The following is a 24,540-nucleotide window of genomic DNA, read 5'->3' on the forward strand; positions in this document are numbered from 1 at the left end:
GTTGAGGTCATAGATTATTTGATTGACGCAGGAATGACAGGTGTTCTACTCACAACCCCTGCATTTTGTGCTGTATGACGCAGCAAATGATCCATAACGACAATCGCCAACATGGCCTCGGCAATTGGAACCGCTCTTATTCCCACACACGGATCATGACGCCCTTTGGTAACGATATCAGTGGCTTCACCGTCTACCGTTATGGTGTCGCCTGGTACTGAAATACTCGACGTCGGTTTCAATGCCATATGCACAATAAGATCTTGTCCGGATGAAATTCCGCCCAGCACGCCACCACTATGATTGGTCGCAAATCCTTGAGGCGTCAAGGTATCACGATGTTCACTGCCTTTCTGTTCAACCACTGCAAAGCCATCACCGATTTCGACACCTTTTACCGCATTGATCCCCATCATGGCGTGGGCAATATCCGCATCAAGGCGATCAAACACCGGCTCCCCTAATCCCACCGGCATATTCTTCGCGATAACCGATACCTTTGCGCCGATAGAGTCGCCGGACTTTTTAAGTTCGCGCATATAAGCATCTAGCTCATCAATCTTTTCCGGTTGTGGGCAAAAGAAAGGGTTTTCGTTAATACACTCCGGAGAGGTTAGCGCCAATTCAATTGGGCCTAGCTGAGATAAGTAGCCGAAAATTTCGATGCCATGTACCTGCTTAAGGTATTTCTTGGCTATCCCGCCTGCAGCAACACGTATTGCTGTTTCCCGCGCGGAGGAGCGACCGCCACCACGATAATCTCGTAATCCATATTTTTGTTGATAGGTATAATCGGCATGCCCAGGGCGGAAACGGTCCGCTATTTTCGAGTAATCTTGGCTGCGCTGATCTTTATTTTTGATCAGTAAACCGATTGAAGTACCCGTGGTTTTACCCTCAAAAACACCTGAGAGTATTTGCACTTCATCATCTTCTCGACGCGCAGTGGTATAACGCGACGTACCGGGCTTGCGACGGTCGAGATCGCCCTGTAAATCAGATTCATCTAATGCTAATCCTGGAGGACAGCCATCTACGACTCCACCAATTGCAATTCCGTGACTTTCACCAAAGGTGGTAACTGTGAACAACTTTCCGAAACTGTTTCCTGACATGAATTACCCTTTTGTGTATCGCAATAATGCGTCTCGAGACACGGCAAAAATACCATCACCACCATTTTCCAACGTTATCCACTCTATCTCTAAGCCGGGAAAACGTTCACTAAAATGCACCAAACTATTACCAACCTCAACGAACAACCATCCATTATCGGTTAGGTGTTGTGCAGATTGTGCGATGATTTGGTCGACTAGATCCAAGCCGTCATTACCCGATGCAAGGGCAAGCTCCGGCTCATGTTGAAACTCCGCCGGCAAATCGGCCATATCCTCAGCATCAACATAAGGTGGATTAGATACGATTAAGTCATAACGCTGATGCTGCAATGCTGAATAGACATCTGACTGCATGGCAACAACGCGTCCTTCTAAACCATGCTCCTGAATATTAATATTCGCCACATCAATAGCATCAGGACTAATGTCCAACGCATCAACTTCGGCTTCTGGGAAGGCATGAGCCAAGGCAATCGCAATACAACCACCACCGGTACACAAATCCAGAATTGCAGCCGGATTATTAACATGCTCAGCAAACTGCTTCTGGATCAGTTCGGCAAAAGGTGAACGAGGGATCAGCACTCGCTCATCGACATAAAAAGGTAAGCCACAAAACCATGCTTGATTCGTCAGGTAGGGCAATGGTAATCGTGTTTGCACTCGCTTTAGGACGAGCTCCGCAATTTTTTGACGCTCGCTATGTGTTAAACGCGCATTAAATAATGCATCACCCGTATATTCAGTTAAATCTTGTGGCAAATGCAGAGCAAACATAACCAAAGTTACCGCCTCGTCCCAAGCGTTGTCGGTACCATGGCCAAAAAATAAATCTGCATCATTAAATCGGCTGACACTCCAGCGAACAAGATCTAAAATGCTCTCTAGATCGTTAATGGCTTGATCAAGGTAAATTTTATCAGTCATTGAGGTTTGTTTGGCGTTTGTATATGCCCCCTATCATACCGAAATTATTGCGGTTGAGGGTGCGCTATTTATAACTTTTTTGCACAGGACTGACGTATTGAATGATGACGACGATTTACATCTTTTTCGGGATTCTCTGAAAGGTGTTAAACCACTGGGTAAAAACGACAAAGTGAGTTTATCTGCGCAACAGAAACGTGCGTTAAAAAAGCCTAAACAAACACGGCTTGAAGGCCTATCAAGCTCTGAACAGGCTAAAGCGAATGCCTACTTTGCATTTTCGGACGCATTTGAAGGGTACGTCGAACCTGAAGGTCCAGTAAGGTACTCTAGCGATCGCGAACATCATGATGAAATGAAACGACTACGGCGTGGAGACTATGTGCCAGAGCTCCTGCTCGATTTGCATGGTTTATCACGTGAAGAAGCCAAACAAGAACTCGCAGCCTTAATATTTCATGCCAAACAACAGCATATCGCCTGCGTGTGTGTCGTCCACGGTATTGGTTCTGGGATTCTGAAAAAACAGGTACCGCACTGGCTTATTCAGCACCCCGACATCATTGCATTCCACCAAGCGCCTTTGGAATGGGGAGGCAAAGGCGCGTTGCTTGTGCTGCTAAATAATACCGATCCTAAACTCGGCTAAAAGACCCAAACTTACTTTTTATGGTCTGCACTATTGTGTAAAAACAAATAGGTGTAATAACCGCCCATTACACAAATAATGGCTATCAATAATAGTGACATCCAAACAACGGGATCTAAGAATAATTCTAAAGGCATAGTGCTTTCCTCCTGCACAATTTAACTGCCTTCTATTCTCACCAATTTGGCTTTTTTATTACTGATCGAGATCAATGCGTTAATCACCTGCTAGGCCGGTTCTTTGAGCTAGATCAACGGTTTTTTTTAAAATAATATTTTTACGTTAAACGCAATATTAATACGTGCTTTGTCAGATAGGTTTGGCATGACTTCGTGCATTAAATAGCTAGGAAACATAACCATCAATCCATCCTCGGCAGGAATCGTAAATGATTGACCAAAAGGTAAACCATGGGTGACTTGTTGATTTAGATACGCCTGACTGTACAAAGCAAGCTCACCCGTTCCCGTCCCCTGCACATAGTACACACCCGACCAATGCCATTTGGAATGTGTATGAATTGCATTGGCGCTGCCCGGTTGATTCACGTTAGCCCAATAATTCATTTCAAATTTATCAGTTGAAAACGACTCTAAGGGCGCACACGGAGCACCAATGTTAATGTAATGGCGGTGAATAGCTTTCACATTATCGATGATGAATGAACGCAGAGTATCCCAGCCCTCGAATTCTGAACTACCGCGCCAACACCCTGGGTTAGCCATTGGATCTATCGTCGGATGTTCAGCTTGGTAGGTGAGGATTTGGTCTTTTAACTGCTGATTCAGCTCTTCATAGCGTGGCACCATCGCACGCCAAACATCGGTATGCAAAATACCGCCTCTAGCAAGCATCACTCTGTCATTGTTTGCGTTTACATACTGCATGCCCGCAGGAAATTGAGCACTATTTGACATTAACTGTATCTCTCAATGTATTCGTCCAAAAATTGCGCATACCTTTGCCAACGGTTTACAGCATTAGTATTAATCGGCTGCCTCACTTGCCACACACTGGGGGTTTCGACATGATTCTGTGCACTTGACGCATTTTGCTGTGACAGTAAATCAATATTCAAAAACCCACCAATGTCTTTAATGCCTTGCGAGTAGTCACTGACTAAAGATTGGTATGAAACGTCGAGAATATCATTGCCAAAAACCCCATGCCAATGTTCCATTAACCGCTTATATTGATCGATGACAAAGAAAATATCTTTTAAATCATTGGTGTAAGCAAAATAATGAGAAAAGTTTTCAAAGTATATCGAAACGGCCACATCCAACGGAGAACGCTGCATGTTGATCACTTTAGCGTTAGGAAACATTAATTTGATCAGGCCCACATGAAAAAAGTTTGTCGGCACTTTGTTGATAACTCGATCGCCACTAAAGTTATTAAAACATGAATAATAACGTTCATAGGCCAAACAAGCATTCTCCCAGTCTAAAGCCTCTCCATTTAGCATTGCTTGGGTATAGTGTGACTTAGCCCGCGTAAAGGATAATGCATAGTCAACAGCCGGCGTCTCTCCACCAGCGTAAAATCCGTCTACAACCGAAAGAATTTGCTCAACTAACGTTGTGCCAGAACGAGGCATTCCCACTACAAACACATGTTGGGTTTCGTTTGATGACTGTGCCTGCTTCACGCGCTCTGGCGTAAAGGTATGGAGCAAGTGATCAACTTGTTGACGTAAACTGTCTGCATCAAATGTTGAGCGTTGCTTTTTCAGTTGATTGGCGATAGAGGCAAGTTCCCAAGCAGCGCTGTAGTTGCCACAGTCATTTTCTGCTTTCGCCTTTGCATATAAAACCCTAGCCCTTGCATCAGGCTCAGTTTGCGATTCTGGAGCCGCCAACAAGACCTCTCGCATAGCCCGATCAATTCTCTGACACTTCGCAAGCCCAGCTACCGCAAAACTATTGTCGGGCTGCATAGCCAACACTATCTGATAATACTCAACCGCTTGTTCAAATCGGCCTTGCATTGAAGCGATACTGGCTTTCATTAAACTTAACTTTACCGATGTACGCACTAAATCTGGGTATGTGTCGAGCCAATCCACCGCAATATCTAAAGCGCGCGCCTGCAGTGCTGCATTGCCACATGCCAACAACACGTTGGGCTCCATTCTCAATTTGCGCGGCAATCCTTTGGCCAATGTAACGGCATCATTATAGCGGTGATGGGTAATAAAGAGATTGATGAGATGAACGGCGTGATTTATATCAGTTAGCTTTTCACTGAGAGCTAGTAGCTTTCCAATAAATACATTAGCGTCTTGGATATTCTGGCGTGTCAATAAAATCCCGACGACATGCGTCAGCACGACAAGATCCGTGGGGTTTTCTTTATGAAGCGTTTGTAATAGTTGATATGCCTGTTCAACTTGGCGGTTGGACAGCATTTGTTGAACCATGGCCAATGACTGTTGGTACTGCAAATCATTCATATAAATACTACCAAATGAGTCGCCAGAACCAACCGCGTTGCAAATCGGCTTCACAGGTTTTCAGCTGTGCTGCATAACGTAAAGAGCGCGCTTTAACAGTGCCCGCAACATTCACCAACCAACGCTTCTTGGAATACGTTCTGCGCTTATACCCGCCCCAGCCTTCGTGGTAATTCAAGTACTGACCGTGCGCATCCCATTTTGAAATTCCGTTAATGCTGTGGGTTTTACTGATAAACCACCCCATGAAATCGATAGCATCATCAAAATCATCACGGTCGGCCCATGAATTGCCTGTTTCTCTAACGTAATCTTCCCATGTCGGTGTTTTAGCTTGCGAATATCCGTATGCTGAGCTCACCCGCCCCCATGGAATTAAGCCAAAAAACACATAGTCTTTTGGCGGCAGAGCATCAGCTTTAAAAGAACTTTCTTGATACATCATGGCCATAGGCACATGAATCGGTACACCCCATTTGTCACGCATGTCGGCGCTGGCATCGTACCAATCCGGCTTTTCTTTGAATATGGCGCAAATATTACTGATATCCGAAGGCGGTGTCGTCGCACACCCAGTCAGAAACATGACCAAAGTCATCAGACCAGTAAAAAAAATACTTTTGCGCGGGAACTTAATGCTCATTTTTTATTCAAAACTTCTGTTCTAGTAATATGTGTGTTTCCCTGGAACCTTATGCGCCTGGCCCCAAACCAGGCTTTTTTTTGTCCTTTTACCGACTAAAATACTCGGCTAAAAACACATCAAATGGTTTATCGTCTGCCGCTTCAACACTTTCTTGCGCCAGGCGTGACTGATGACTCGCATCAACGAAATAAGACTCATCAAAATGTCTATATTCGCGAGTCATAAACTCCTGTTTATACTGTTCTGCTAGTGCTAAACCCCAGCGGCCATTATCAATATCACTCGCTAATAAGTGCGATAGAATTTTCGCTGATGGTGTTAAATCCGGATTTAACACTTTTTGATTTTCATTGTTGACCGCGTCTGAGTAGTGCGTTGTTTGATAGGCACTATCAAGCAGCTTAGCCACTTGCTTAAATGCTTCAAACAAATCGCTCGCCCACTCTTTCAGCCCAATTTCAACCGACTCACCGTTTTCGTCTCGGCGATGTAAAGTGAGTGACGGATCACGACCATGGGTCACTACACGTTTTAAATTGCGCTCGGTCTCAGTATAAGTTTCTCGCGTGAATGCGGGTGAATCCGTCAATACACACGTGAGCAGAAACACATCGAGGAAATAAAATTGCTGTAAGCTGATGCCTTCAGCGCTCATCGGGTCAACATCAAGAGCCCGCACTTCCACATAACTCACACCTCTCGCTTCTAGCGCATCAGTCGGCTTTTCTAACGAGCGGGCTACCTGTTTTGGTCTGATCGGGGAATACAGCTCATTTTCAATTTGTAAAATATTACGATTAAGCTGCTGATATTCACCGTTTTCACCCGCCGAGAAACGTTCATATTCAGAACTATGTGTGCCAATCGCTCTACGCACTGAGCAAACATAATCATGAAGGTTGTTATAACAAACATCTAGCGCAGATTGCTGACTGTTAGTATAGCCTAGATCACTCATACGCAATGATGTGGCATACGGCAAATACAATGTGCCTCTACCCAGTTTTTTAAACTCAAGGTTGTGTTTCTTGCCTTTAAGAAATGAGCTACAGATTGCAGGAGATGCGCCATATAAAAAAGGTATTAACCAACACCAGCGACGGTAATTCCGGATCAAATCGAAATACTGCTGTGATACGAAGTCAGATGAATAAGTTTCACCCGTTAACGTCGCATATTGTTGCCAAAACGATTCAGGTAATGAAAAGTTAAAATGAATACCTGAAATAGCTTGCATCATAGCGCCGTAACGATTTTTCAAACCTATACGGTAGGTGGATTTCATTCGTCCTACATTCGAAGTCCCATATTGTGCGATGGGGATCTGCTCTTCACTGTCAATGTAACAAGGCATGCTCATGGGCCACAGGGCCTCATCATCCATGGCGGCAACAGTGAACTTGTGAATATCACTCAGTTGATCAAGCGTGGTTTGCGGGTCAGATTCTGGCGGTGTAATAAACTCTAACAACGCCTCTGAAAAATCTGTAGTAATGCAATCATGAGTCAGTGCTGAACCTAACGCCCGTGGATGTGACGCTTGCGACAAACCTCCTTGAGGAGTGATCCGCAATGCTTCGCGCTCTACGCCATGTTTTATCCCGAGCAAAGACTCAACACGTTGAGGCTGCGACAAAGCCGCCACCGCTTCAGATAAACTCAATGTTTTATTTGGCAAAAGTATTCCCACTTAATCTTAAAATTTATTTACTCACCAAGTATATCGCGTTTAATCGCCAATACTTGCCCAGCTTATATCTTGTAACGCTAACCTAGATCAGTTTTTAACGTCATACATGATCACTTCGCGTCCGAGACTCTCAAGCTGAGGTTTCAACGTTTTTGCATCGCCAACAACAAATATATGCATTTCTTCAGCATTCAAGTATTGCTGTGCCCACTGATTAATCTGTTCAGTTGTCAATGCCTCGATTATGGCTAGCTGACGCTCAGTAAAATCCGGATCTAAATCATAAACCAATAAATGGCGCAGAAAGCGAGCCTTATTGGATGGCGTTTCGTAATCAAGCGCGTCACCTTGTGTAAACGCCTTTTTCAGCAACTCCAATTCACTTTGAGTGATACCTTTAGCCTTATACTCGCTTATCTCTCGCAACAACTCTTGGATACTTTCCAGCGTATTTTTAGCATTAAAGTCACCACCAGCTGAATAGGTTCCCAGTGTTTTACCACCTCTGAAGTAGCTGCCAGCGCCGTAGGTGTAACCCTTATCTTCGCGTAAGTTGAGATTTATTCGACTATTAAAATGGCCACCCAACGGGAAGTTCATCAAACGTGCCTTAAAATAGTCTCCGGTCGCGTCATAGGGCATTGCACGTGTTGCTATACTGATGACCGATTGCACCGCATCAGGCTTATCAACTAGATAAATATTGCCTTTTGCGTATTCAGGGAAATCTTCGTATGCGGGGATAGCATAGTCGTTAACCTGCCACTGATTAAAAGGTTGTAATGCTGCTATTGCGTCTTTTTCAGTGATATCTCCCACTATCACAATGTTGGCTTTCGCCGGGTTGTAATAGCGTGAATAAAATGCTTTTACATCATCTAACGCAATCGCCTGTAGGGTTGTCACAGTACCGCTATCCGGCAAACTCACTCGATTATTTTCGCCAAATAGGATCGCATCCTGCACACGCCCTGCGAGAGTATTCGGGTTCTTCATTTGCTGTTGCATCGCTTGTAAGCTGCGTTGCTTTAACTGGTCAAAGTCGGCCGCTAAAAAGCCCGGTGAAAACAACTTTTCATGCAGGATTGCTAATGTTTTATCAAAGTTTTTGCGTAAACTACTCAAGTGAATAGTCGTAAAGCGCCCTGATGCAGAAAACTGTACGTTGCTGCCCAACTTAGCTAACTCATTGGCTAATTCAATACTGGAACGTTGGGCCGTTGATTCATTCATCATTTGTGCGGTCATAGAAGCAAGACCTGACTTTTCAATCGAATCGAGTAAAGGTCCACCTTCGAGGTTTATCGTCAGGCTAACCGTCGGCGTTTCTGTGGTGGTTACACCCAATGTTGGCACCGAAGATTGAAAACGAGCTTGCCAGAAACTGGGAACCTTTACTAACGGCGCTTCCCCAGTTGGAGGGATTTGTGAGCGGTCAAAATCACTTGGCGCATGCTCACTTTGCACAAACACATCAGCACCAACTTTTTCTGGAATAGTGCGTGGTGGAATTGAGTACTCAGGTAAGCTCACAGCTATATCACGTTGGCCTTGAGGCACAATACTTAGCACCACTGACGGATTATCTTTTATGTACTTTTGATAAACCCGCATGACATCATCTGCCGTCACTGCATTATATCGATCCAAATCCGCTTGGATCAGATCCGGCTGGTCTTCATACAATTCACCGTTTGCTAATGCTGTGACTTTACGCGAAACACTTTGTAAGCCAAAGATAGTGCCAGCCTCAATACCCATCTTAACGCGTGTTAAGTCATCAGGCTCGACGCCACGCACTTCAAATTCTTCAAGCGCTTGCTGAAAGCTTTCGTATAACGCGTCAAGATCTGCCGTAACTGCAGGGTTAGCTAACGCTATCAACTGGAACTCACATGACAACTCGCTGCATGGATGCATCACTGCTGATTGAACTGTTTTTCCACTCACCACTAAGTTTTTGTAGAAAATCGACGTTCTTCCTCCACCCAATATGTCCGCTAGAACATCTAGGGGAGCTTCATCAGGATGACGAGCGTAGACTGTCGGGAAGGTCATTTGGATCAGTGGCAAATGCACATTATCTTCAAGCACCACGTGGCGGGTTTGATTTAACGTAACCAAGGTTTTTTCTTGCCTTTCAACCTCTGGCCCTTTGCCTATCGGACCAAAATACTTTTCAATCCAAGCTTTAGTCTGTGCAATATCAATATCACCACCAATGGTTAATATCGCATTGTTAGGTCCATACCAGCGTTGAAAGAATGCTTTTAGATCGTCAACATTAACCCTATCCAAATCTTCTACGTACCCAATGACAGGCCAGGAGTATGGGTGTCCAGCCGGGTACAAGGCTTCACTGACACGTTCACCGCGCAATCCATACGGCTGATTATCAACACGCTGAGCACGTTCGTTCTTTACCGTTTCGCGTTGATTTTCAAACTTCTTTTGCGTCACCGCGTCTAACAAAAAGCCCATTCGATCAGACTCTAACCAGAGGACTTTTTCGAGATGATTGCGCGGTACGGTTTGGTAATAATTAGTGCGATCAGAATTGGTGGTCCCGTTCATATCGCCACCCGCTTCGGTGATCATCTCAAAGTGCTGCTCATCAGCCACATTGGCAGATCCTTGAAACATCATGTGCTCAAAAAAATGTGCAAAACCAGAACGCCCGACTTCCTCACGTGCAGAGCCCACATGATAAGTCACATCAACATGCACGAGCGGGTCTGATTGGTCTTGATGCAGTATCACGGTTAGCCCATTGGCTAACGTGTATTTCTCATGCGGGATTGTCATCGCCTGCTTGGCAGGCTTCGTTGTTTGATTCAGTGTTGTGCAACTGACTAAAGCCAAGCAAGCAACACTCATTAACCACCAATATTTCTTCATTTGCTACCATTCTTAGGATATGTGTACTGCACTTAAGGACTACACCCTGTGCTATTATTCAAGTACACTCAAATCATTCCATTGCCACTAGGGGTTACTATGAGTACAGAGCTAGCCATTATCAACACAGAATTCGGATTGAAACAGCTGAGCGATAATGAATCCCTGTACAAAAAGCTGCTATTGCGTTTTTTTGAGGAATATCAACAAAGCGGACAGACGTTAGCTGAATTCAAGCAGCAAAACAACCATGACGCGATGCACCTCCATGTTCACACGATTAAAGGCGTAAGCGGTAATTTAGGACTGGATTATTTACATTCTGTTGCAAAAAACACTGATGAAGACGTTAAAGCCAACGGTAGCAATGTGGATATTGATGCTCTTGTCTCCGCCTTGACTAAGACTATTGCAGCCATCGATACATACTGCAACGGCAGCAGTGCTAGCACAGAAGCGCCGACTCGCAGTGAAGGTACCGAAGCGTTGCGACAAGCACTGGTTGAAAAACGTTTTATCAGTGACGAGCAAGTCACAGAATGCCTTGCTGACTCCTCATTATCACAAGAACAGAAACAAAACATTCAAGATGCGATTGATGATTTGGACTACGATTTAGCCTTATCGATTCTACCGCAGTGATTGAGGCAACCTCATCAGTGCTCAATATTATTTTTGAGCACGAATCATTCCTGATCATTAGCAAACCGGTTGGTATGTGCATGCATTACCAAGATGGTGAGCTATGTATCGGCCAAAGTTTAGTTGAACTGGGTGTGCAAGAACATTATCTAGTTCACCGGCTTGATACCGAGACGTCAGGGCTAATGGTCGTCGCTAAGAACAAACAGGCTGCCGCATATTTAAGCGATGCCTTTGCAAAGCGTCAGGTGCAAAAATACTACATTGCGCTGAGTAACAAGAAACCCAGTAAAAAGCAGGGGCACATTATAGGCGATATGAAAAACCTGCGACGTGGCAACTACGCGCTATTGCGTTCAAGGGAAAACCCAGCCTATACACAGTTTTTTAGTTACGCACTTACGGCTGCGAATATTAGCGGGCTTAGGCTTTTTGTACTCAAGCCATTAACCGGCAAAACTCATCAATTACGCGTTGCAATGAGTTCCATTGGCTCACCCATTGTAGGTGATGAGCGCTATGCTAAAACACCGGCTGACCGTATGTATTTACACGCGGCTCGATTGGATTTCGAATACGAAGGAGTTCAACATTCCTTTGTCGATACAGCCCCTACAGGCTCGTATTTCGAAGCTCCGTGGTTTCACAACATGCTAGATCAAGTGGGTGATTTGAAACAATTAGCGTGGCCACTACCTTTATCAATAGCAAGTTAATGAGTGTTCTATTCCCCTGTGTGGACATTGTCGGGCATGGCGCCATCGCCAGCGTTATAGCCGCGCGACTGGATGCTGCGAGAGAATCATTAGGCATAGAACACCTTGCTCGTCATGTTCGCAGCACACCGACCAATACAGTGGCTCTATTAGGTGAAAAGCCTAAAGCACTGGAGACCTCGATTAATCGCTGGTCTGTGTCTCAACGACCTACTTTGTTGATTGTACCGGTCAAAAGTTACCATGTGCTAGACGCGCTAAAACAATACACTGCCAGCCTGCCTGATGGTTCTAGTATTTTGCTACTTCACAATGGGATGGTTAGCGCTGATGCTCTCGAGCAATACGCCCAGCGATTTGAAATATTGCTTGGAACAACTAGCATAGCGGCCTATAAACCCTCGCCTACTCATTGTGAGCAAACAGGTTTAGGCCGAACGGTTATCGGCTCTCGGCAGCCGATGTCAAAAGAACGAAGCGCCCAAATTTCATCTTGGATAAACGACATTCTGGGTGATACTCAATGGGCTCAAAACATCGAACAAGCGCTGTGGGAAAAGCTGGTAGTAAATGCCGTTATCAACCCGTTAACTGCCATTCACAATGTGAACAACGGTCAACTGTTAGATGAGCCGTTACTTGGACAGATTTATCCTATCGTGCTCGAAATTACCAACGTCATGCTAGCGGAAGGACTCGATGCAGAGCCTAAAGCACTACTTCAGCGAGTCACTGCTGTCGCCAGAGCAACACGAAACAACTATTCTTCCATGCAACAAGATGTGCAACATCAACGGCAAACAGAAATCGATGCCATTAATGGATACATAATAAAAACGGGCATGAAACATCATATTTCATGCCCGCTTAATCAATCACTGTGGGAAAAGGTGATAAGTCTCTCCCGACAGAATTAGCGCTAACTATCCTCTGGAAACCGTTTTATTGTTCTGGTTTCATGTGTGGGAACAAAATAACATCTTTGATAGTAGGGCTATCGGTTAACAACATAACCAAACGATCGATACCTATTCCCTCTCCCGCCGTTGGTGGTAAACCATGTTCCAACGCGCGAATGTAATCCGCATCGAAATGCATCGCTTCATCATCACCTGCATCTTTCTCAGACACTTGCTTCAGGAATCGCTCAGCTTGGTCTTCAGGATCATTTAATTCTGAGAATCCATTAGCAATCTCGCGACCACCCACGAAGAATTCGAAACGATCTGTCACAAATGGGTCAACATCGTTACGGCGTGCCAATGGAGAGACTTCCCATGGATAAGCCGTGATAAACGTAGGCTGGTCGAGTTTTTCTTCCGCGGTGGCTTCGAAGATTTCACACAAGTATTTACCTGCGCCCCAAATGCCTTCAACTTCCGGCTCTTTGATGTGAAGCTTCTTGGCGATTTCTTGCAACGTAGCCACATTATGCTCAGGCTGCTCGATCGCTTGCTTGTAGGTATCGGTGATCGCTCCGAGCTGTTGCTCCGGCCAATAACGCAATATCGCATCGTTCATGGTTAAACGGGCAAAAGGTTTAGCAAAATCATATTCTGTTGACGATACGACTTCACCTGCAGCATCTCTCACTGTGCTAGTGACGATGTGAGTGCCTAATACGCGCTGCGCGACTTCTCGCAGCATTGATTCTGTTAGGTCCATCAAGTCATTGTAATCGGCATAGGCTTGATAGAATTCCAACATAGTGAATTCTGGATTGTGGCGCGTTGATAAGCCTTCATTTCGGAAGTTACGGTTTATTTCAAACACACGCTCAAAACCACCAACAACCAAGCGCTTTAAATATAACTCCGGAGCAATACGCAAGAACATACTGATGTCCATTGCGTTATGATGCGTGACAAACGGCTTAGCTGTAGCGCCACCCGGTATTACTTGCAGCATCGGTGTTTCAACTTCTAGGAAATCTCGCTCGGCTAAGAATTGACGGATCGCAGATACCACCTGACTTCTGACTTTAAATGTCTTGCGTGTTTGTTCACTGGTGATCAAATCAACATAACGTTGACGATACTTAGTTTCCTGATCGGCTAAGCCATGAAACTTCTCAGGTAAAGGACGTAACGCTTTGGTAAGCAGTTCGTAATGTTGCATATCCACATACAAGTCACCCTTGCCGGACTTGTGCAGTGGGCCACTTACGCCGATGATGTCACCAATATCTAAACTACCGTAGCGCGCTTTGATATCTTTTTGAGTATCTTTGCTGGCATACGCCTGAATACGCCCCGACATATCTTGCAGTAATAAAAACGGTCCGCGCTTTGCCATAATGCGCCCAGCAATGCTAACAGGCGTATTCTTTTCCGCTAACGTTTCTTTATCGAACTCTCCGAACTCAGCTTGTAACTGCTCAGCATAGTGTTCACGACGAAATGTATTGGGAAAACCATTCGCACTGCAATTTTGGCGAATGGTATCGAGTTTGGCGCGTCGCTCGGCAATTAACTTGTTTTCCTCGAGCGATTCTTGCGACACGGCATTAGTTGGTTCAGTCATTTTGGATCCTGTTTAAAGTCCAGATTTCAGGCTAGCTTGGATGAACTTATCAAGGCCACCATCCAATACTGCTTGGGTATTTCTTGTTTCTACGCCAGTGCGCAGATCTTTAATCCTTGAGTCATCTAATACGTATGAGCGGATCTGACTCCCCCAACCGATATCTGACTTATTGTCTTCCATAGCTTGCTTTTCAGCATTTTGCTTTTGCAACTCATATTCATAAAGCTTGGCTTTTAACTGCTTAAACGCTTGGTCTTTATTTTTGTGTTGCGAACGGTCGTTTTGACATTGCACCACTATATTGGTGGGAATGTGCGTAATACGAACCGCCGAGTCAGTACGGTTAACGTGCTGACCACCAGCTCCCGAGGCACGATAAGTATCGATGCGAAGATCTGCTGGGTTGATGTCAATTTCAATGTCGTCATTGATTTCAGGGTAGATAAATGCTGACGCGAATGACGTGTGGCGTCGATTCCCTGAATCAAAAGGTGACTTTCTCACTAATCGATGCACGCCGGTTTCAGTGCGTAACCAGCCAAATGCATATTCACCACCAAAGCGGATAGTCGCGCTTTTAATACCTGCGACGTCGCCATCAGAAACTTCGATCAGTTCAGTTTTAAAGCCATGCTCTTCGCCCCAACGCAAGTACATGCGAAGTAACATGTTGGCCCAATCTTGTGCTTCAGTACCACCCGATCCTGATTGAATATCTAAGTAACAATCACACGCATCATTCGGACCAGAAAACATCCGTCTGAACTCAAGTACTTCTAGCTTTTCGGTTAAGGTCGAGAGCTCTTGCTTGGCTTCTTCGAAGGTTTCTTCGTCTTCCGCTTCCACGGCTAATTCGACCAAGCCTAAGACGTCTTCACAGCCTTGGGATAACATTTGGATGGTTTCAACAACCTGCTCTAGCGCAACTTTTTCTTTACCCAATGCTTGAGCTCTCTCTGGCTCGTTCCAAACATCAGGGCTTTCCAGTTCACGGTTGACTTCTTCTAAGCGCTCAACTTTGTGAGCGTAGTCAAAGATACCCCCTAAGCAACTCTGTACGTGCTTGGATATCGTCTATGGCTGTATGGATAGGATTGACTTCAAACATACACAAATTCAGTTTCTAAAAATGAATGCGGATACTACCGAATTTGGCCGTGAGTTTACAGTGCTGAATTCGCATAGATTATGCAAATTCAGCGACTGAAAGGCGGTATTACAAATTAGTTTTTCATTTTGCTCGCGTGTGTGACCAAATTACCCACCAGGCGCGCAATTTGCTGATTGGTTTTCTCATCAGACAAAATGCCGTTTTCATCAATTAGCGTATCAACTTTGCCGATGGCCTTTTGATCAGGCAACACATACATGCCAATATTGCTTAGCAACATGCGCAATGCTACCAACACGCGCATACCACCTAGAGCACCCGCTGACGCTGCCATTATCAGCGTACTTTTGCCCTTAAACGCCTCAAGCGGCTTTTCATCGCCGACTTTACGGCTCGCCCAATCGATAGCGTTTTTGAGTAACGCTGGATAGCTAGAGTTATATTCTGGCGACACGATAATAATCCCATCATGGGCCATCAATAGCTCTTTAAACGCCTGAGCGTTATCTGGCATGCCCTGCTCTGCTTCCTCATCTTCATTGAACAGCGGCATAGGATAATCCGCCAAGTTAATGAGCGTGACTTCTGCCCCCGCAGCTTCAGCTGCTTTTGCCGCAGCGGCTGCTACGGCTTGGTTAAACGATTGCTTACGAGCGCTACCTGAAAAAGCCAGAATTTTTGTCATTGAATTCATCCTTTGTCATTTCACTATGGCGCTTAGAGGAGCGCCACGTTAATTTGTATGTTGTGCTGCAATATCCGTTAACCGGTTACATGCGATTAGTTGTTTCTATACCCAACAAATCAAGGCCTGTGCGCAACGTCGATGCTGTAAGATGAGCCAAGGTTAAACGGCTCTCACGTACGTCTTCGCTAATATCCGGTTTGAGTATTGGGCATGCTTCGTAAAAGCGCATAAATCCGCTGGCAAGATCGTATAAATAGGCACACAACACATGCGGCGTGGCATCTTCAGCTACCACTAATAGCGCGTCTTCAAATTGCGCCAACTTTGTTGTAAGTGCCTTTTCTTCTGGTTCTGAAATACTGACCGTAGCAGGCGCAAAGTCCCCTTCCAGCTTGTCGAAGATACTTTGGATACGCGTATAAGCATATTGCAAATACGGTGCTGTATTCCCCTCAAAACTCAGCATCTGATCCCAATCAAATACATAGTCAGTCGTGCGATTTTTACTCAAGTCAGCATACTTCACCGCACCAATACCAATCTTTCGCGCTAATTCAGCGTCAACAGCTTGGCCTTCCGCTCGCTCTGCAAGTAGTGCAGAAGCGCGTTCAACTGATTCTGTCAGCAAGTCATACAACTTGACGGTGCCACCTGTGCGCGTTTTGAACGGTTTGCCGTCTTTACCTAGCATCATGCCAAAGGGGCAATGCTCGTATTGCTGATCTTCACGAATAAAGCCGGCTTTACGCGCTACGATTTCGGTCTGTTTGAAATGCAGACTCTGTCGCGCATCAGTAAATATCAACGTACGGTCAGCATTTAACTTGCCATTGCGGTAACGAATCGCAGCTAAGTCAGTAGTGGCGTATAGGTAACCGCCACCCGATTTTTGAATAATATAAACAGCAGGCTTACCTTCTTTGTCAGCCATTTCAGGTAAAAACACAACTTGGGCGCCTTGATCTTCTACCGCAATACCCGCTTGTTTTAATTCGCTTACTACTGCTGCAAGATCGGGGTTATACGCGCTTTCACCCATAACATCGCCACGGGTTAAACTGACATTTAATAACGCGTAAACATCTTCACTATGCTGAATGGATACATCAATAAACTGTTGCCATAAAGCCATACAGGTAGCGTCACCACTCTGTAACTTCACCACGTATTCACGCGCACGGTCTGCAAATCCATCTTCGTCATCAAAACGAACTTTAGCCGCGCGATAAAAATCTTCTAAGTCACTGAGAGCAGTTTCCGCAACGGTGTTGGTTGCTAGTTGGTCACTCAAATGAGCCAGCAGCATCCCAAATTGTGTTCCCCAGTCACCCATGTGATTTTGGCGGACCACTTTGTGCCCCAGAAATTCAAGCACTTTAACCGTCGCATCACCGATAATCGTGCTGCGTAAATGACCGACGTGCATCTCTTTCGCCAGGTTTGGGGATGAATAATCAACAACCACGGTCTGAGACTCTTGCTTCGATACTGTAACGCGAGCGTCATTCGCTGCCGCTTGTGCCCAATTGGCTAGAAATTCAGCAGAAAGATGAATATTAATAAAGCCTGGGCCGGCGATTTCTAATTTATCCGCCATTCCCTGCATATCCACCGCATCAACAATAAGCTGTGCAATTTCGCGCGGATTCTTCTTTTCAGATTTAGCCAAAGCCATGGCGCCATTAAATTGATAGTCGCCAAATTCAGGACGCGTACTTCGGCTCAAAGGGACTTTAGAGTTATCGAAACCTAATTGCTCAAGGGCGTGCTGAAAGCGTTGTGTGATAAGCGCATGTAAATTCATAATCGGCTAGCTTAATGTTCTCTTGTGGTTTTAAATGTAATGTCAGGATGACGTTCCTGAGCAAGTGACAGATTCACCATTGTGGGTGCGATGTAAGCGAGGTTTTCACCGCCATCTAGTGCAAGGTTGCTTTCAGACTTACGCCTGAACTCATCTAATTTCTTCTCATCGTCACTGTATACCCAACGTGCTGTGGACACGTTTACGGATTCATAAATAGCTTCAACATTGTATTCCGATTTTAATCGTGCGACGACGACGTCAAACTGAAGTACACCGACGGCACCCACAATAAGATCGTTATTGATCAATGGTCTGAATACCTGCACAGCGCCTTCTTCCGACAATTGGATTAGCCCTTTTAAAAGTTGCTTTTGCTTGAGCGGATCTTTCAAGCGAATACGCTTGAACAGTTCTGGTGCGAAGTTAGGGATCCCCTTGAAACGGTGATCTTCACCAGCAGTAAACGTATCGCCTATGCGAATAGAACCGTGGTTGTGTAAACCTATTATATCGCCGGCATAGGCCTCTTCCAGAAGCGCCCTGTCTCCGGCTAAGAATGTCAATGCATCCGATATACGAATATCTTTACCAACACGGGTATGACGCATTTTCATGCCTTTTTCGTATTTTCCCGACACGATACGGCAAAACGCAATACGGTCGCGGTGCTTCGGATCCATATTGGCTTGAATTTTAAATACAAACCCACTGAATTTTTCTTCTGTGGCTTCAACCACGCGTGCATCCGTTTCGCGACTTTGTGGTGCTGGCGCCCAAGCGGTAAGGCCATCAAGCATATGGTCTACGCCAAAGTTACCTAGGGCTGTACCAAAGAATACAGGTGTTAATTGCCCCTGCATAAACATCTCATGATCAAACTCATTCGATGCGCCCAACACCAGCTCCAATTCATCGCGTAGTTGGGCAGCTAAATCATCGCCCACAGCCGTGTCTAATTCGGGGTTGTCTAAGCCCTTAATGATACGTACTTCCTGTATCATGTGGCCTTGCCCAGTTTGATACAAAATCGTCTCGTCACGGTGTAAGTGATAAACGCCCTTAAATGACTTACCACACCCTATTGGCCATGTGATCGGTGCACACAAGATATCAAGCTCAGTTTCTACCTCATCGAGCAACTCCATAGGGTCGCGAATATCTCGGTCCAACTTGTTCATAAAAGTGAGAATAGGGGTATCACGCAAACGTGTGACTTCCATTAGTTTGCGCGTTCGATCTTCTACACCTTTCGCAGCGTCAATCACCATTAAACATGAATCAACCGCGGTTAATGTGCGGTAGGTATCTTCAGAGAAATCTTCGTGTCCTGGCGTGTCTAACAAATTGACTAAACATTCCGCGTAGGGAAACTGCATAACTGAGGTGGTAACCGAAATACCACGCTCTTTTTCCATTTCCATCCAATCCGATTTAGCATGCTGGCCCGACTTTTTACCCTTTACAGTACCCGCTGTTTGCAGTGCGTTTCCGAACAACAATACTTTTTCGGTGATCGTGGTTTTACCCGCATCGGGGTGAGAAATAATCGCAAAGGTTCTGCGTTTGTTAATTTCGTTTAATAATTTGGCATTAGCCATGTATCGTATATCCTGCAATGCGCGGCCGAGTGCGCTTTATCGTTAAGCCTTTAGCTCTGCATTTTTAAAACGTAAAGCGTAGATCCCGCCATACATTTGAATCGTTGTTTCAACTAGAGCATTTTGAGTGGTGCGTATTATACAAGGGTTTGTGCGTAAGTCTTGGTCAATGTCCAAGTAATCCACATTTTTTGCCTAAATTTGGCTCGCTTCTTGGAAAATCAATTCATTGCCACTAGCAACTGGCAAATATGCCAAGTTTATGTGGTCAAAACAGACTTTTTCTTGCCAAGTAGAATTACGATATTCGTCGCATAATGATCGCGTCTTCTTTGGCCGACTCAGGCGTTGCTCCCGAATAGTAATCCTTCCTAACCGTTATGGTCTCAAACCCCATGCATTCATAAAGTCTAATCGCATGTGTATTCGATGCTCTCACCTCTAGCCATGATTCTGATGCTGACTTAGACTCAGCCATGCGTATAAAGTGCTCGACCAATAGACGTCCTAATCCTTGATTGCGGCTCGATTCTGCTACTGCCACGTCCATCAATGTAGCTTCTTCAGCAACGAGTAAACCGATGTAATAACCCAATACCTTACCCTCTTGTATCATCACATAGGCAAAATAAGGTGATGTCATGCAGTCCATAAACACTTTGCGTGACCAAGGGGCAGGATGAGACAAGCGACAAATAGAATATGCACTGTCCGATTCAGGCGTATCCGCGATTAAAGGTGAAAAGGATTTATCCACGTTCGGTTAGTTTCGCCCACAGCTGTTTTTTAAGGTCTGCTGTAAAGCTACTCTCGCCGTCAGGGAAGCCCACTTTCTGGCCATCAAACACCAACTCAGAGTGAACCCTGTCGCTCTCTTGAACTTTCCCTTCATATGAATCATTTAAATACGTCAGAGCAATGGCAATATCATCTAACAATTGTTGCGACAGAATCGGTTGTTTCGGTGTTGCAGCGCTATCGTCAGTTGAAGCGGTGTTACTTTGCCAAACCGTTATCCCCATGGCTTGAAGCACAGCTTGTTGGTATCGTTCTCGAGAATGAAGGTTAGACATTTTTTGGCAAACACTCCTACGTGAATAGTAACGTAGTGTATCAGAGAAAAGTGGCAGGGGTGGAGGGACTCGAACCCCCAACCATCGGTTTTGGAGACCGCTGTTCTACCAATTCGAACTACACCCCTAGCGCGGACGCATTATACGTATGCCTAATTAAAGGTAAAGAAAAAACTCACTTTCAACGTGCATTTGTGTGCGCTTTAATCGCAGCGTACCACAATTGATAGGTAAAATTGAGTAGCGGCTGATACTTATGTAAACGCTCAGAGATTAAATCTACCGACAATCCAGTGTTATCGGCATAGCATTCTATCAACAACGCTTGCTGCATGGTGTTAAGGCGATTGATTTTGATTGCTGAACCGATATCAAAAAAACGATTCCCTGTTGCAGCGTATTCCCAATCAATCAACACTGGGGTTTCATAATCCACAATATGATTTAACGAAAGGTCATTGTGGCAAAACACCAAGTGCTCTTTTTCATCCATCGCCTGATCATACAGCGGCAATAACGTTTGTATCTGACGCCCTAATCCCGATTTCTCCGCCGGACCAGAAACCGCCATATAGTGCTCCCACTGAGCGGGTAAGTCATTCAGGCTTGTGGTAATTTTAAGGTCATGCGTGAGACAGAGTGCCTTGGCTAAGTGCTGCATTTTGGCGTTATCAGGCAACAAAGTTAAAGGCTGAATGCAGGGCGATATCCATTCTTCAACATATAACCCTCGCTCTTGCGATAAATACAGCGGCATGGGTGCCAATCCAGCTTTGGCTACTTTTCGTTGCATCGCAAGTAATAGAGGACGGGCCCTCCCCGTTGCTTCATCAGCATGAAACCATTTAACGAGAAAACGTTCATCTTCAGAGGACAGACAATATGTTGCATTCACGGGTGATTCATTGATAACACGCAATTGCCCCTCATCGCCCACTCCGAGGGATTCTCTCATCGATAACGGTAAATCAGCTATTGTCAGCATATGTTTATTCTTGTGTAGCAAGGCGTGTCTTGGGCGTGAGCCATTGTATCAAACCATATACTGCCAGTCCGACATACAATAAGAAAAGTAAACTGGTCAATACCAGCCCTACTTGCCAATAGAGCCAGCAAGACACGGCATTTATCACCACCCAATACACCCAATTATCAAGCTTTTTGAAAACAACCATTAGGGTTGTAACAACGCTAGCGACGGTTACAAAGGCATCAACATAAACATAAGACGTTGATGAAAATGAGGACACATAGCTTGCAACCAGCAACGTAACGAGGAGGATCCCCAACACTATCGCTGTATTTTCTTGCCAGCTTAGGCGCGTAGGCTCAAAGTTGTCTTCCTCTTTTTTCCATCGTACAAAGCCCACAACAGCCATGAGTACGTAATACCCATTCAAGCCAACTTGAAACGGCAGATTAACGTCCCAGAAAATAACGGTATAGAGAGCAGTACTAATACCGGCACACAGCCAACACCATATATTTTTCTTAGCAGCCAACAGTACATAAGCAATCGCGAGCACTACCGCGACGACTTCAAGCCACTGCATCACGACAACTTGCTCAATTAATGCATCGAGTGCCGTGAGAAAGGCATCATGATTCATGATAAAGACCCGGTTTCACGTCGTCTCCGGCTAAAAACTTACACACGAATATCGCCTGGCCTACCTCGTTATGGATAGCTTCTATTTCATGACTTAACACTTCAAACACTGTACGGTAATCACCACGAACCTGTGTACTTGTGGTTGACGTAGACAGCTCTAGGGTTGAGTGATTTTGCAGTCGCCCAATGAATGTTTTGATCACATCAACATAACCATCCATCAGAGGATAGAGCGATATTTCCACAGTACACAGTTTCATTTGTCATTCCTTCGCTACAGCTAAAATTGCCAATTGAGCGTCACACCGAATTGTCGTTGCTGCCCAAATTGATAGTACGGTACAGGGGTTTCATAACCGTCGCGTGGGTCGTTACTGAACCCGCCGAATCCGCGAACATAGTAGGTTCGATCAAACAGGTTTTTCACCCAAAACTGTACATCAAACTCGTTTATTTGCCATTCAATAGATGTGTCGACAAGCGCATAACCGGGAGAAGTGACGTCATGTCCATCTGAAAAACGGTACTCATCGTTGATATCCAGTTCGATGCGCCATTGCACATTATTGGTAATCGCTAACGAACTAAGCACATTTGCACTCCATTCCGGAGATTGTGCTTGTTTTTGCTTATTTACAAATTCACCATCGCTAGTTTGATAACCTTCAAATGTTGCCTCTAAATAGCCAAGGTTTACATTCACTGACCAAGCATCACTTAATTGCCACTGACTCTCAAACTCGATACCTTGATTGGTACCAACATCAGCATTCGCAATAATGTCGATAAAGTCGGTTGAGCCATTATCCCGTTCAAGGGTATCAAAATCAGCAATCTGAGTATTTTCACGGTCCATATAGAAGATTGCGATACGCAGGTTTCCTGAGCCATCTAGTACACTGCGCTTTAAACCGACTTCATAATTCCAGTTATATTCTGGCTCATACAAACGAGCATTCTCTGACACTCTTTCGTCAGGGTTAAACCCAGCTGTTTTATACCCGCGAGAAATACTGCCATATAGCAGCCCACCCGCAATGGCGTAGTTAAGTGCAAACTTGCCTCCCAACAGGGTTTCATTGCTATCATCTTTAAAGCCTGAATTGTCTGAATAATGCAACGAAGAGCGCTCTACTCTTAGGCCCCACTGCATCCCCATACGAGAGCTTAGTTGAGTATCAAATCGAGTATACAGTGCGAAAGTACTGGGAGAGTATTCACTGGTAAAATCCGACGCGGCATAGGTATAGTCTCGCAGCAGCGACTCTTCTCGATCACGATATACAGTGCCTAGTAACCAATCGACTTCCAGACCTGCAATTTGCCAAGGTTTATTCGACACAGCACGCAATTCTATTTGTTTCGACGATACGTCTCTGAAGTAAGCATCAAATGACGAATATCCATATGGATGGAAGCCATCAAAAGTCCAATCCTCATCATAACCGTAACCTAAATCACTATCGCTTACGGACAGGATACTGATCACATCTGCCGAATCCATTTGTGTCGTCAACCGTGCACTAAATGCGTGGGTTTTATTGCGGTCAAATCCGGGTTCATCTGAGCGTGTCTTTCGATCATTATCCAATGAAAACGCATCATAGCCATTGTCTATGTTGAAATAGCGATAGTTCACGACTAGTTCATTGGCTGCATTCAGCATCGAGGAGAACGCTAACCTTCCCGCTTGCTCATGGATATTATTGGTATCATCTCGATTCAAGAAGGTGTTAACGATATCGCCATCGCTACGCTGCTCAACCCAAGAAGCTCGGTACCCCGTTTGCTTTCCCAAGTCTCCTCCGGCGGCTATTCCCACACGCCATGTTTGTTGGCTTGCGTAAGACAACAACAATTGATTGTCTACTACTCCTCCGGGAGCTGTGCCTCGCATGTTGATTGCGCCAGCCAAAGCGCCAATGCCAAACTCAGTCGCTTGCGGACCTCTTAAAACCTCTAGCTGTGCGATGTCAAAAGGTGTTGCTAATGCAAATAGTCCGGTTAGGTCAATATCGTCTAATGTGAAGCTCACCGAGGGGTTTAATGGCTCACTGAACTGACTGCGTTCACCTATACCGCGTATTTGGATAAAGCGTCCGCGCGAAGCACCGCTGGCGAAATTAACATTGGGAATGCTGCCTAACAGCGCATCAATATGTTGCCCTTGCCGCTGTTCAATCCTTGCTGCAGACAATATGGAAGCACTGGCAGACAGTTGATCCAGTGTTACTTGTCGAAAATCAGATGAAACGATGATCCGCTCAATGTCATTTGAGTTCGGTTCCAAGGTATCGTTAGTTTGTGCCAGAGCGGGCGCAATGACTGAGTGACTGAGTATCAGCGCGCTTGAAACGCTGAATGATAAAAATTTAAATGTCATA

23 protein-coding genes and 1 tRNA gene are annotated in these 24,540 nt (G+C 45.1%); 4 read left to right on the forward strand and 20 right to left on the reverse strand.

Translation table 11 applies throughout. The features are described from left to right. Nucleotides 1–14: 14 nt before the first annotated feature. Entirely contained in the window at nucleotides 15–1,115 is a 1,101-nt protein-coding gene (aroC, locus tag CSH93_RS04740; protein ID WP_100642037.1) for a chorismate synthase, read from the reverse strand. Between the two features lie 3 nt (nucleotides 1,116–1,118). Beyond that, entirely contained in the window at nucleotides 1,119–2,045 is a 927-nt protein-coding gene (gene prmB / locus CSH93_RS04745; RefSeq protein WP_100642038.1) for a 50S ribosomal protein L3 N(5)-glutamine methyltransferase, read from the reverse strand. A 10-nt stretch (nucleotides 2,046–2,055) separates the two neighbouring features. Here prmB and smrB point away from each other — a divergent pair, with 10 nt between their 5' ends. Beyond that, on the forward strand, nucleotides 2,056–2,694 hold the full coding sequence (gene smrB / locus CSH93_RS04750) for an endonuclease SmrB (RefSeq protein WP_240615482.1): 639 nt from the start codon (nucleotides 2,056–2,058) through the stop codon (nucleotides 2,692–2,694). Nucleotides 2,695–2,705: 11 nt separating this feature from the next. Here the strand turns inward: smrB and CSH93_RS04755 are convergent, their stop codons facing one another. The 6 genes from CSH93_RS04755 to CSH93_RS04780 all read right to left on the reverse strand — a co-directional run bounded on the left by CSH93_RS04755 (nucleotide 2,706) and on the right by CSH93_RS04780 (nucleotide 10,383). Next, nucleotides 2,706–2,831: a DUF3149 domain-containing protein gene (locus CSH93_RS04755; RefSeq protein WP_100642039.1), complete on the reverse strand. Its 126-nt coding sequence runs from the start codon at nucleotides 2,829–2,831 to the stop codon at nucleotides 2,706–2,708. A 126-nt stretch (nucleotides 2,832–2,957) separates the two neighbouring features. After that, nucleotides 2,958–3,611, reverse strand: coding sequence for a putative 2OG-Fe(II) oxygenase (locus CSH93_RS04760; protein WP_100642040.1), 654 nt, complete (start codon nucleotides 3,609–3,611; stop codon nucleotides 2,958–2,960). Next, nucleotides 3,611–5,149, reverse strand: a complete 1,539-nt coding sequence (locus tag CSH93_RS04765; RefSeq protein ID WP_100642041.1) for a tetratricopeptide repeat-containing sulfotransferase family protein — start codon at nucleotides 5,147–5,149, stop codon at nucleotides 3,611–3,613. Before CSH93_RS04765 ends, CSH93_RS04760 begins: the two co-directional genes overlap by 1 nt. 7 nt (nucleotides 5,150–5,156) lie before the next feature. After that, nucleotides 5,157–5,747, reverse strand: a complete 591-nt coding sequence (locus CSH93_RS04770; protein WP_420807243.1) for a transglycosylase SLT domain-containing protein — start codon at nucleotides 5,745–5,747, stop codon at nucleotides 5,157–5,159. Between the two features lie 133 nt (nucleotides 5,748–5,880). Next, nucleotides 5,881–7,473: a glutamate--cysteine ligase gene (gshA, locus tag CSH93_RS04775; protein WP_100642042.1), complete on the reverse strand. Its 1,593-nt coding sequence runs from the start codon at nucleotides 7,471–7,473 to the stop codon at nucleotides 5,881–5,883. Between the two features lie 99 nt (nucleotides 7,474–7,572). Further along, nucleotides 7,573–10,383: a M16 family metallopeptidase gene (locus CSH93_RS04780; RefSeq protein ID WP_100642043.1), complete on the reverse strand. Its 2,811-nt coding sequence runs from the start codon at nucleotides 10,381–10,383 to the stop codon at nucleotides 7,573–7,575. 99 nt (nucleotides 10,384–10,482) lie between these two features. Here CSH93_RS04780 and CSH93_RS04785 point away from each other — a divergent pair, with 99 nt between their 5' ends. The 3 genes from CSH93_RS04785 to CSH93_RS04795 are packed head-to-tail and all read left to right on the forward strand — an operon-like array spanning nucleotide 10,483 to nucleotide 12,658. Beyond that, complete coding sequence (locus CSH93_RS04785) at nucleotides 10,483–11,025, forward strand: Hpt domain-containing protein (RefSeq protein ID WP_124748935.1); 543 nt, start codon at nucleotides 10,483–10,485, stop codon at nucleotides 11,023–11,025. 17 nt (nucleotides 11,026–11,042) lie between these two features. Then, nucleotides 11,043–11,741 (forward strand): TIGR01621 family pseudouridine synthase, encoded by a 699-nt coding sequence (locus CSH93_RS04790; RefSeq protein WP_100642344.1) that lies wholly within the window; start codon nucleotides 11,043–11,045, stop codon nucleotides 11,739–11,741. Beyond that, nucleotides 11,741–12,658 (forward strand): ketopantoate reductase family protein, encoded by a 918-nt coding sequence (locus CSH93_RS04795; protein ID WP_100642045.1) that lies wholly within the window; start codon nucleotides 11,741–11,743, stop codon nucleotides 12,656–12,658. The genes CSH93_RS04790 and CSH93_RS04795 overlap by 1 nt, the downstream gene beginning before the upstream one ends. A 25-nt stretch (nucleotides 12,659–12,683) precedes the next feature. Here the strand turns inward: CSH93_RS04795 and lysS are convergent, their stop codons facing one another. The 12 genes from lysS to CSH93_RS04855 form a co-directional block, all read right to left on the reverse strand. Next, nucleotides 12,684–14,264, reverse strand: a complete 1,581-nt coding sequence (lysS, locus tag CSH93_RS04800; RefSeq protein WP_420807235.1) for a lysine--tRNA ligase — start codon at nucleotides 14,262–14,264, stop codon at nucleotides 12,684–12,686. Nucleotides 14,265–14,276: 12 nt separating this feature from the next. After that, a protein-coding gene (gene prfB / locus CSH93_RS04805) for a peptide chain release factor 2 (RefSeq protein ID WP_100642046.1) occupies nucleotides 14,277–15,375 on the reverse strand; the annotation gives its coding sequence in 2 pieces (ribosomal slippage) (nucleotides 14,277–15,299 and nucleotides 15,301–15,375; 1,098 coding nt in all). A 115-nt stretch (nucleotides 15,376–15,490) separates the two neighbouring features. Next, the gene (locus tag CSH93_RS04810) at nucleotides 15,491–16,063 is read right to left on the reverse strand and encodes an NADPH-dependent FMN reductase (RefSeq protein ID WP_100642047.1); all 573 of its coding nucleotides are present in this window, start codon (nucleotides 16,061–16,063) and stop codon (nucleotides 15,491–15,493) included. 85 nt (nucleotides 16,064–16,148) lie between these two features. Beyond that, entirely contained in the window at nucleotides 16,149–17,870 is a 1,722-nt protein-coding gene (gene argS / locus CSH93_RS04815; protein WP_100642048.1) for an arginine--tRNA ligase, read from the reverse strand. Between the two features lie 11 nt (nucleotides 17,871–17,881). Further along, nucleotides 17,882–19,471 (reverse strand): peptide chain release factor 3, encoded by a 1,590-nt coding sequence (gene prfC, locus CSH93_RS04820; RefSeq protein WP_100642049.1) that lies wholly within the window; start codon nucleotides 19,469–19,471, stop codon nucleotides 17,882–17,884. Between the two features lie 298 nt (nucleotides 19,472–19,769). Then, entirely contained in the window at nucleotides 19,770–20,228 is a 459-nt protein-coding gene (gene rimI, locus CSH93_RS04825) for a ribosomal protein S18-alanine N-acetyltransferase (protein ID WP_100642050.1), read from the reverse strand. Next, the gene (locus CSH93_RS04830; protein WP_100642051.1) at nucleotides 20,221–20,544 is read right to left on the reverse strand and encodes a hypothetical protein; all 324 of its coding nucleotides are present in this window, start codon (nucleotides 20,542–20,544) and stop codon (nucleotides 20,221–20,223) included. The genes rimI and CSH93_RS04830 overlap by 8 nt, the downstream gene beginning before the upstream one ends. Before the next feature lie 51 nt (nucleotides 20,545–20,595). Further along, a tRNA-Trp gene (locus CSH93_RS04835) sits at nucleotides 20,596–20,672 on the reverse strand. A gap of 53 nt (nucleotides 20,673–20,725) precedes the next feature. Next, entirely contained in the window at nucleotides 20,726–21,529 is an 804-nt protein-coding gene (locus CSH93_RS04840) for a phosphotransferase (RefSeq protein ID WP_100642052.1), read from the reverse strand. A 4-nt stretch (nucleotides 21,530–21,533) separates the two neighbouring features. Further along, nucleotides 21,534–22,154: a nicotinamide riboside transporter PnuC gene (gene pnuC, locus CSH93_RS04845; protein WP_240615483.1), complete on the reverse strand. Its 621-nt coding sequence runs from the start codon at nucleotides 22,152–22,154 to the stop codon at nucleotides 21,534–21,536. Then, nucleotides 22,144–22,416, reverse strand: a complete 273-nt coding sequence (locus CSH93_RS04850) for a YkoF family thiamine/hydroxymethylpyrimidine-binding protein (protein WP_100642053.1) — start codon at nucleotides 22,414–22,416, stop codon at nucleotides 22,144–22,146. Before CSH93_RS04850 ends, pnuC begins: the two co-directional genes overlap by 11 nt. A 20-nt stretch (nucleotides 22,417–22,436) precedes the next feature. Beyond that, on the reverse strand, nucleotides 22,437–24,539 hold the full coding sequence (locus CSH93_RS04855; RefSeq protein WP_100642054.1) for a TonB-dependent receptor: 2,103 nt from the start codon (nucleotides 24,537–24,539) through the stop codon (nucleotides 22,437–22,439). Nucleotide 24,540: the final 1 nt, after the last annotated feature.

This window comes from Neoalteromonas facilis (genome assembly GCF_002807665.1).
Classification (GTDB): Bacteria; Pseudomonadota; Gammaproteobacteria; order Enterobacterales; family Alteromonadaceae; genus Alteromonas_E; species Alteromonas_E facilis.

Bases quoted from the DNA above. Each gene is read 5' to 3' on its own strand.
- CSH93_RS04850 (WP_100642053.1), bottom strand. From the start codon at position 22,416: ATGAAACTGTGTACTGTGGAAATATCGCTCTATCCTCTGATGGATGGT.
- CSH93_RS04830 (WP_100642051.1), bottom strand. From the start codon at position 20,544: ATGTCTAACCTTCATTCTCGAGAACGATACCAACAAGCTGTGCTTCAA.
- CSH93_RS04765 (WP_100642041.1), bottom strand. From the start codon at position 5,149: ATGAATGATTTGCAGTACCAACAGTCATTGGCCATGGTTCAACAAATG.
- CSH93_RS04840 (WP_100642052.1), bottom strand. From the start codon at position 21,529: ATGCTGACAATAGCTGATTTACCGTTATCGATGAGAGAATCCCTCGGA.
- prmB (WP_100642038.1), bottom strand. From the start codon at position 2,045: ATGACTGATAAAATTTACCTTGATCAAGCCATTAACGATCTAGAGAGC.
- CSH93_RS04755 (WP_100642039.1), bottom strand. From the start codon at position 2,831: ATGCCTTTAGAATTATTCTTAGATCCCGTTGTTTGGATGTCACTATTA.
- CSH93_RS04760 (WP_100642040.1), bottom strand. From the start codon at position 3,611: ATGTCAAATAGTGCTCAATTTCCTGCGGGCATGCAGTATGTAAACGCA.
- pnuC (WP_240615483.1), bottom strand. From the start codon at position 22,154: ATGAATCATGATGCCTTTCTCACGGCACTCGATGCATTAATTGAGCAA.
- CSH93_RS04795 (WP_100642045.1), top strand. From the start codon at position 11,741: ATGAGTGTTCTATTCCCCTGTGTGGACATTGTCGGGCATGGCGCCATC.
- CSH93_RS04810 (WP_100642047.1), bottom strand. From the start codon at position 16,063: ATGACAAAAATTCTGGCTTTTTCAGGTAGCGCTCGTAAGCAATCGTTT.
- argS (WP_100642048.1), bottom strand. From the start codon at position 17,870: ATGAATTTACATGCGCTTATCACACAACGCTTTCAGCACGCCCTTGAG.
- CSH93_RS04780 (WP_100642043.1), bottom strand. From the start codon at position 10,383: ATGAAGAAATATTGGTGGTTAATGAGTGTTGCTTGCTTGGCTTTAGTC.
- prfC (WP_100642049.1), bottom strand. From the start codon at position 19,471: ATGGCTAATGCCAAATTATTAAACGAAATTAACAAACGCAGAACCTTT.
- aroC (WP_100642037.1), bottom strand. From the start codon at position 1,115: ATGTCAGGAAACAGTTTCGGAAAGTTGTTCACAGTTACCACCTTTGGT.
- CSH93_RS04770 (WP_420807243.1), bottom strand. From the start codon at position 5,747: ATGACTTTGGTCATGTTTCTGACTGGGTGTGCGACGACACCGCCTTCG.
- CSH93_RS04785 (WP_124748935.1), top strand. From the start codon at position 10,483: ATGAGTACAGAGCTAGCCATTATCAACACAGAATTCGGATTGAAACAG.
- lysS (WP_420807235.1), bottom strand. From the start codon at position 14,264: ATGACTGAACCAACTAATGCCGTGTCGCAAGAATCGCTCGAGGAAAAC.
- CSH93_RS04855 (WP_100642054.1), bottom strand. From the start codon at position 24,539: ATGACATTTAAATTTTTATCATTCAGCGTTTCAAGCGCGCTGATACTC.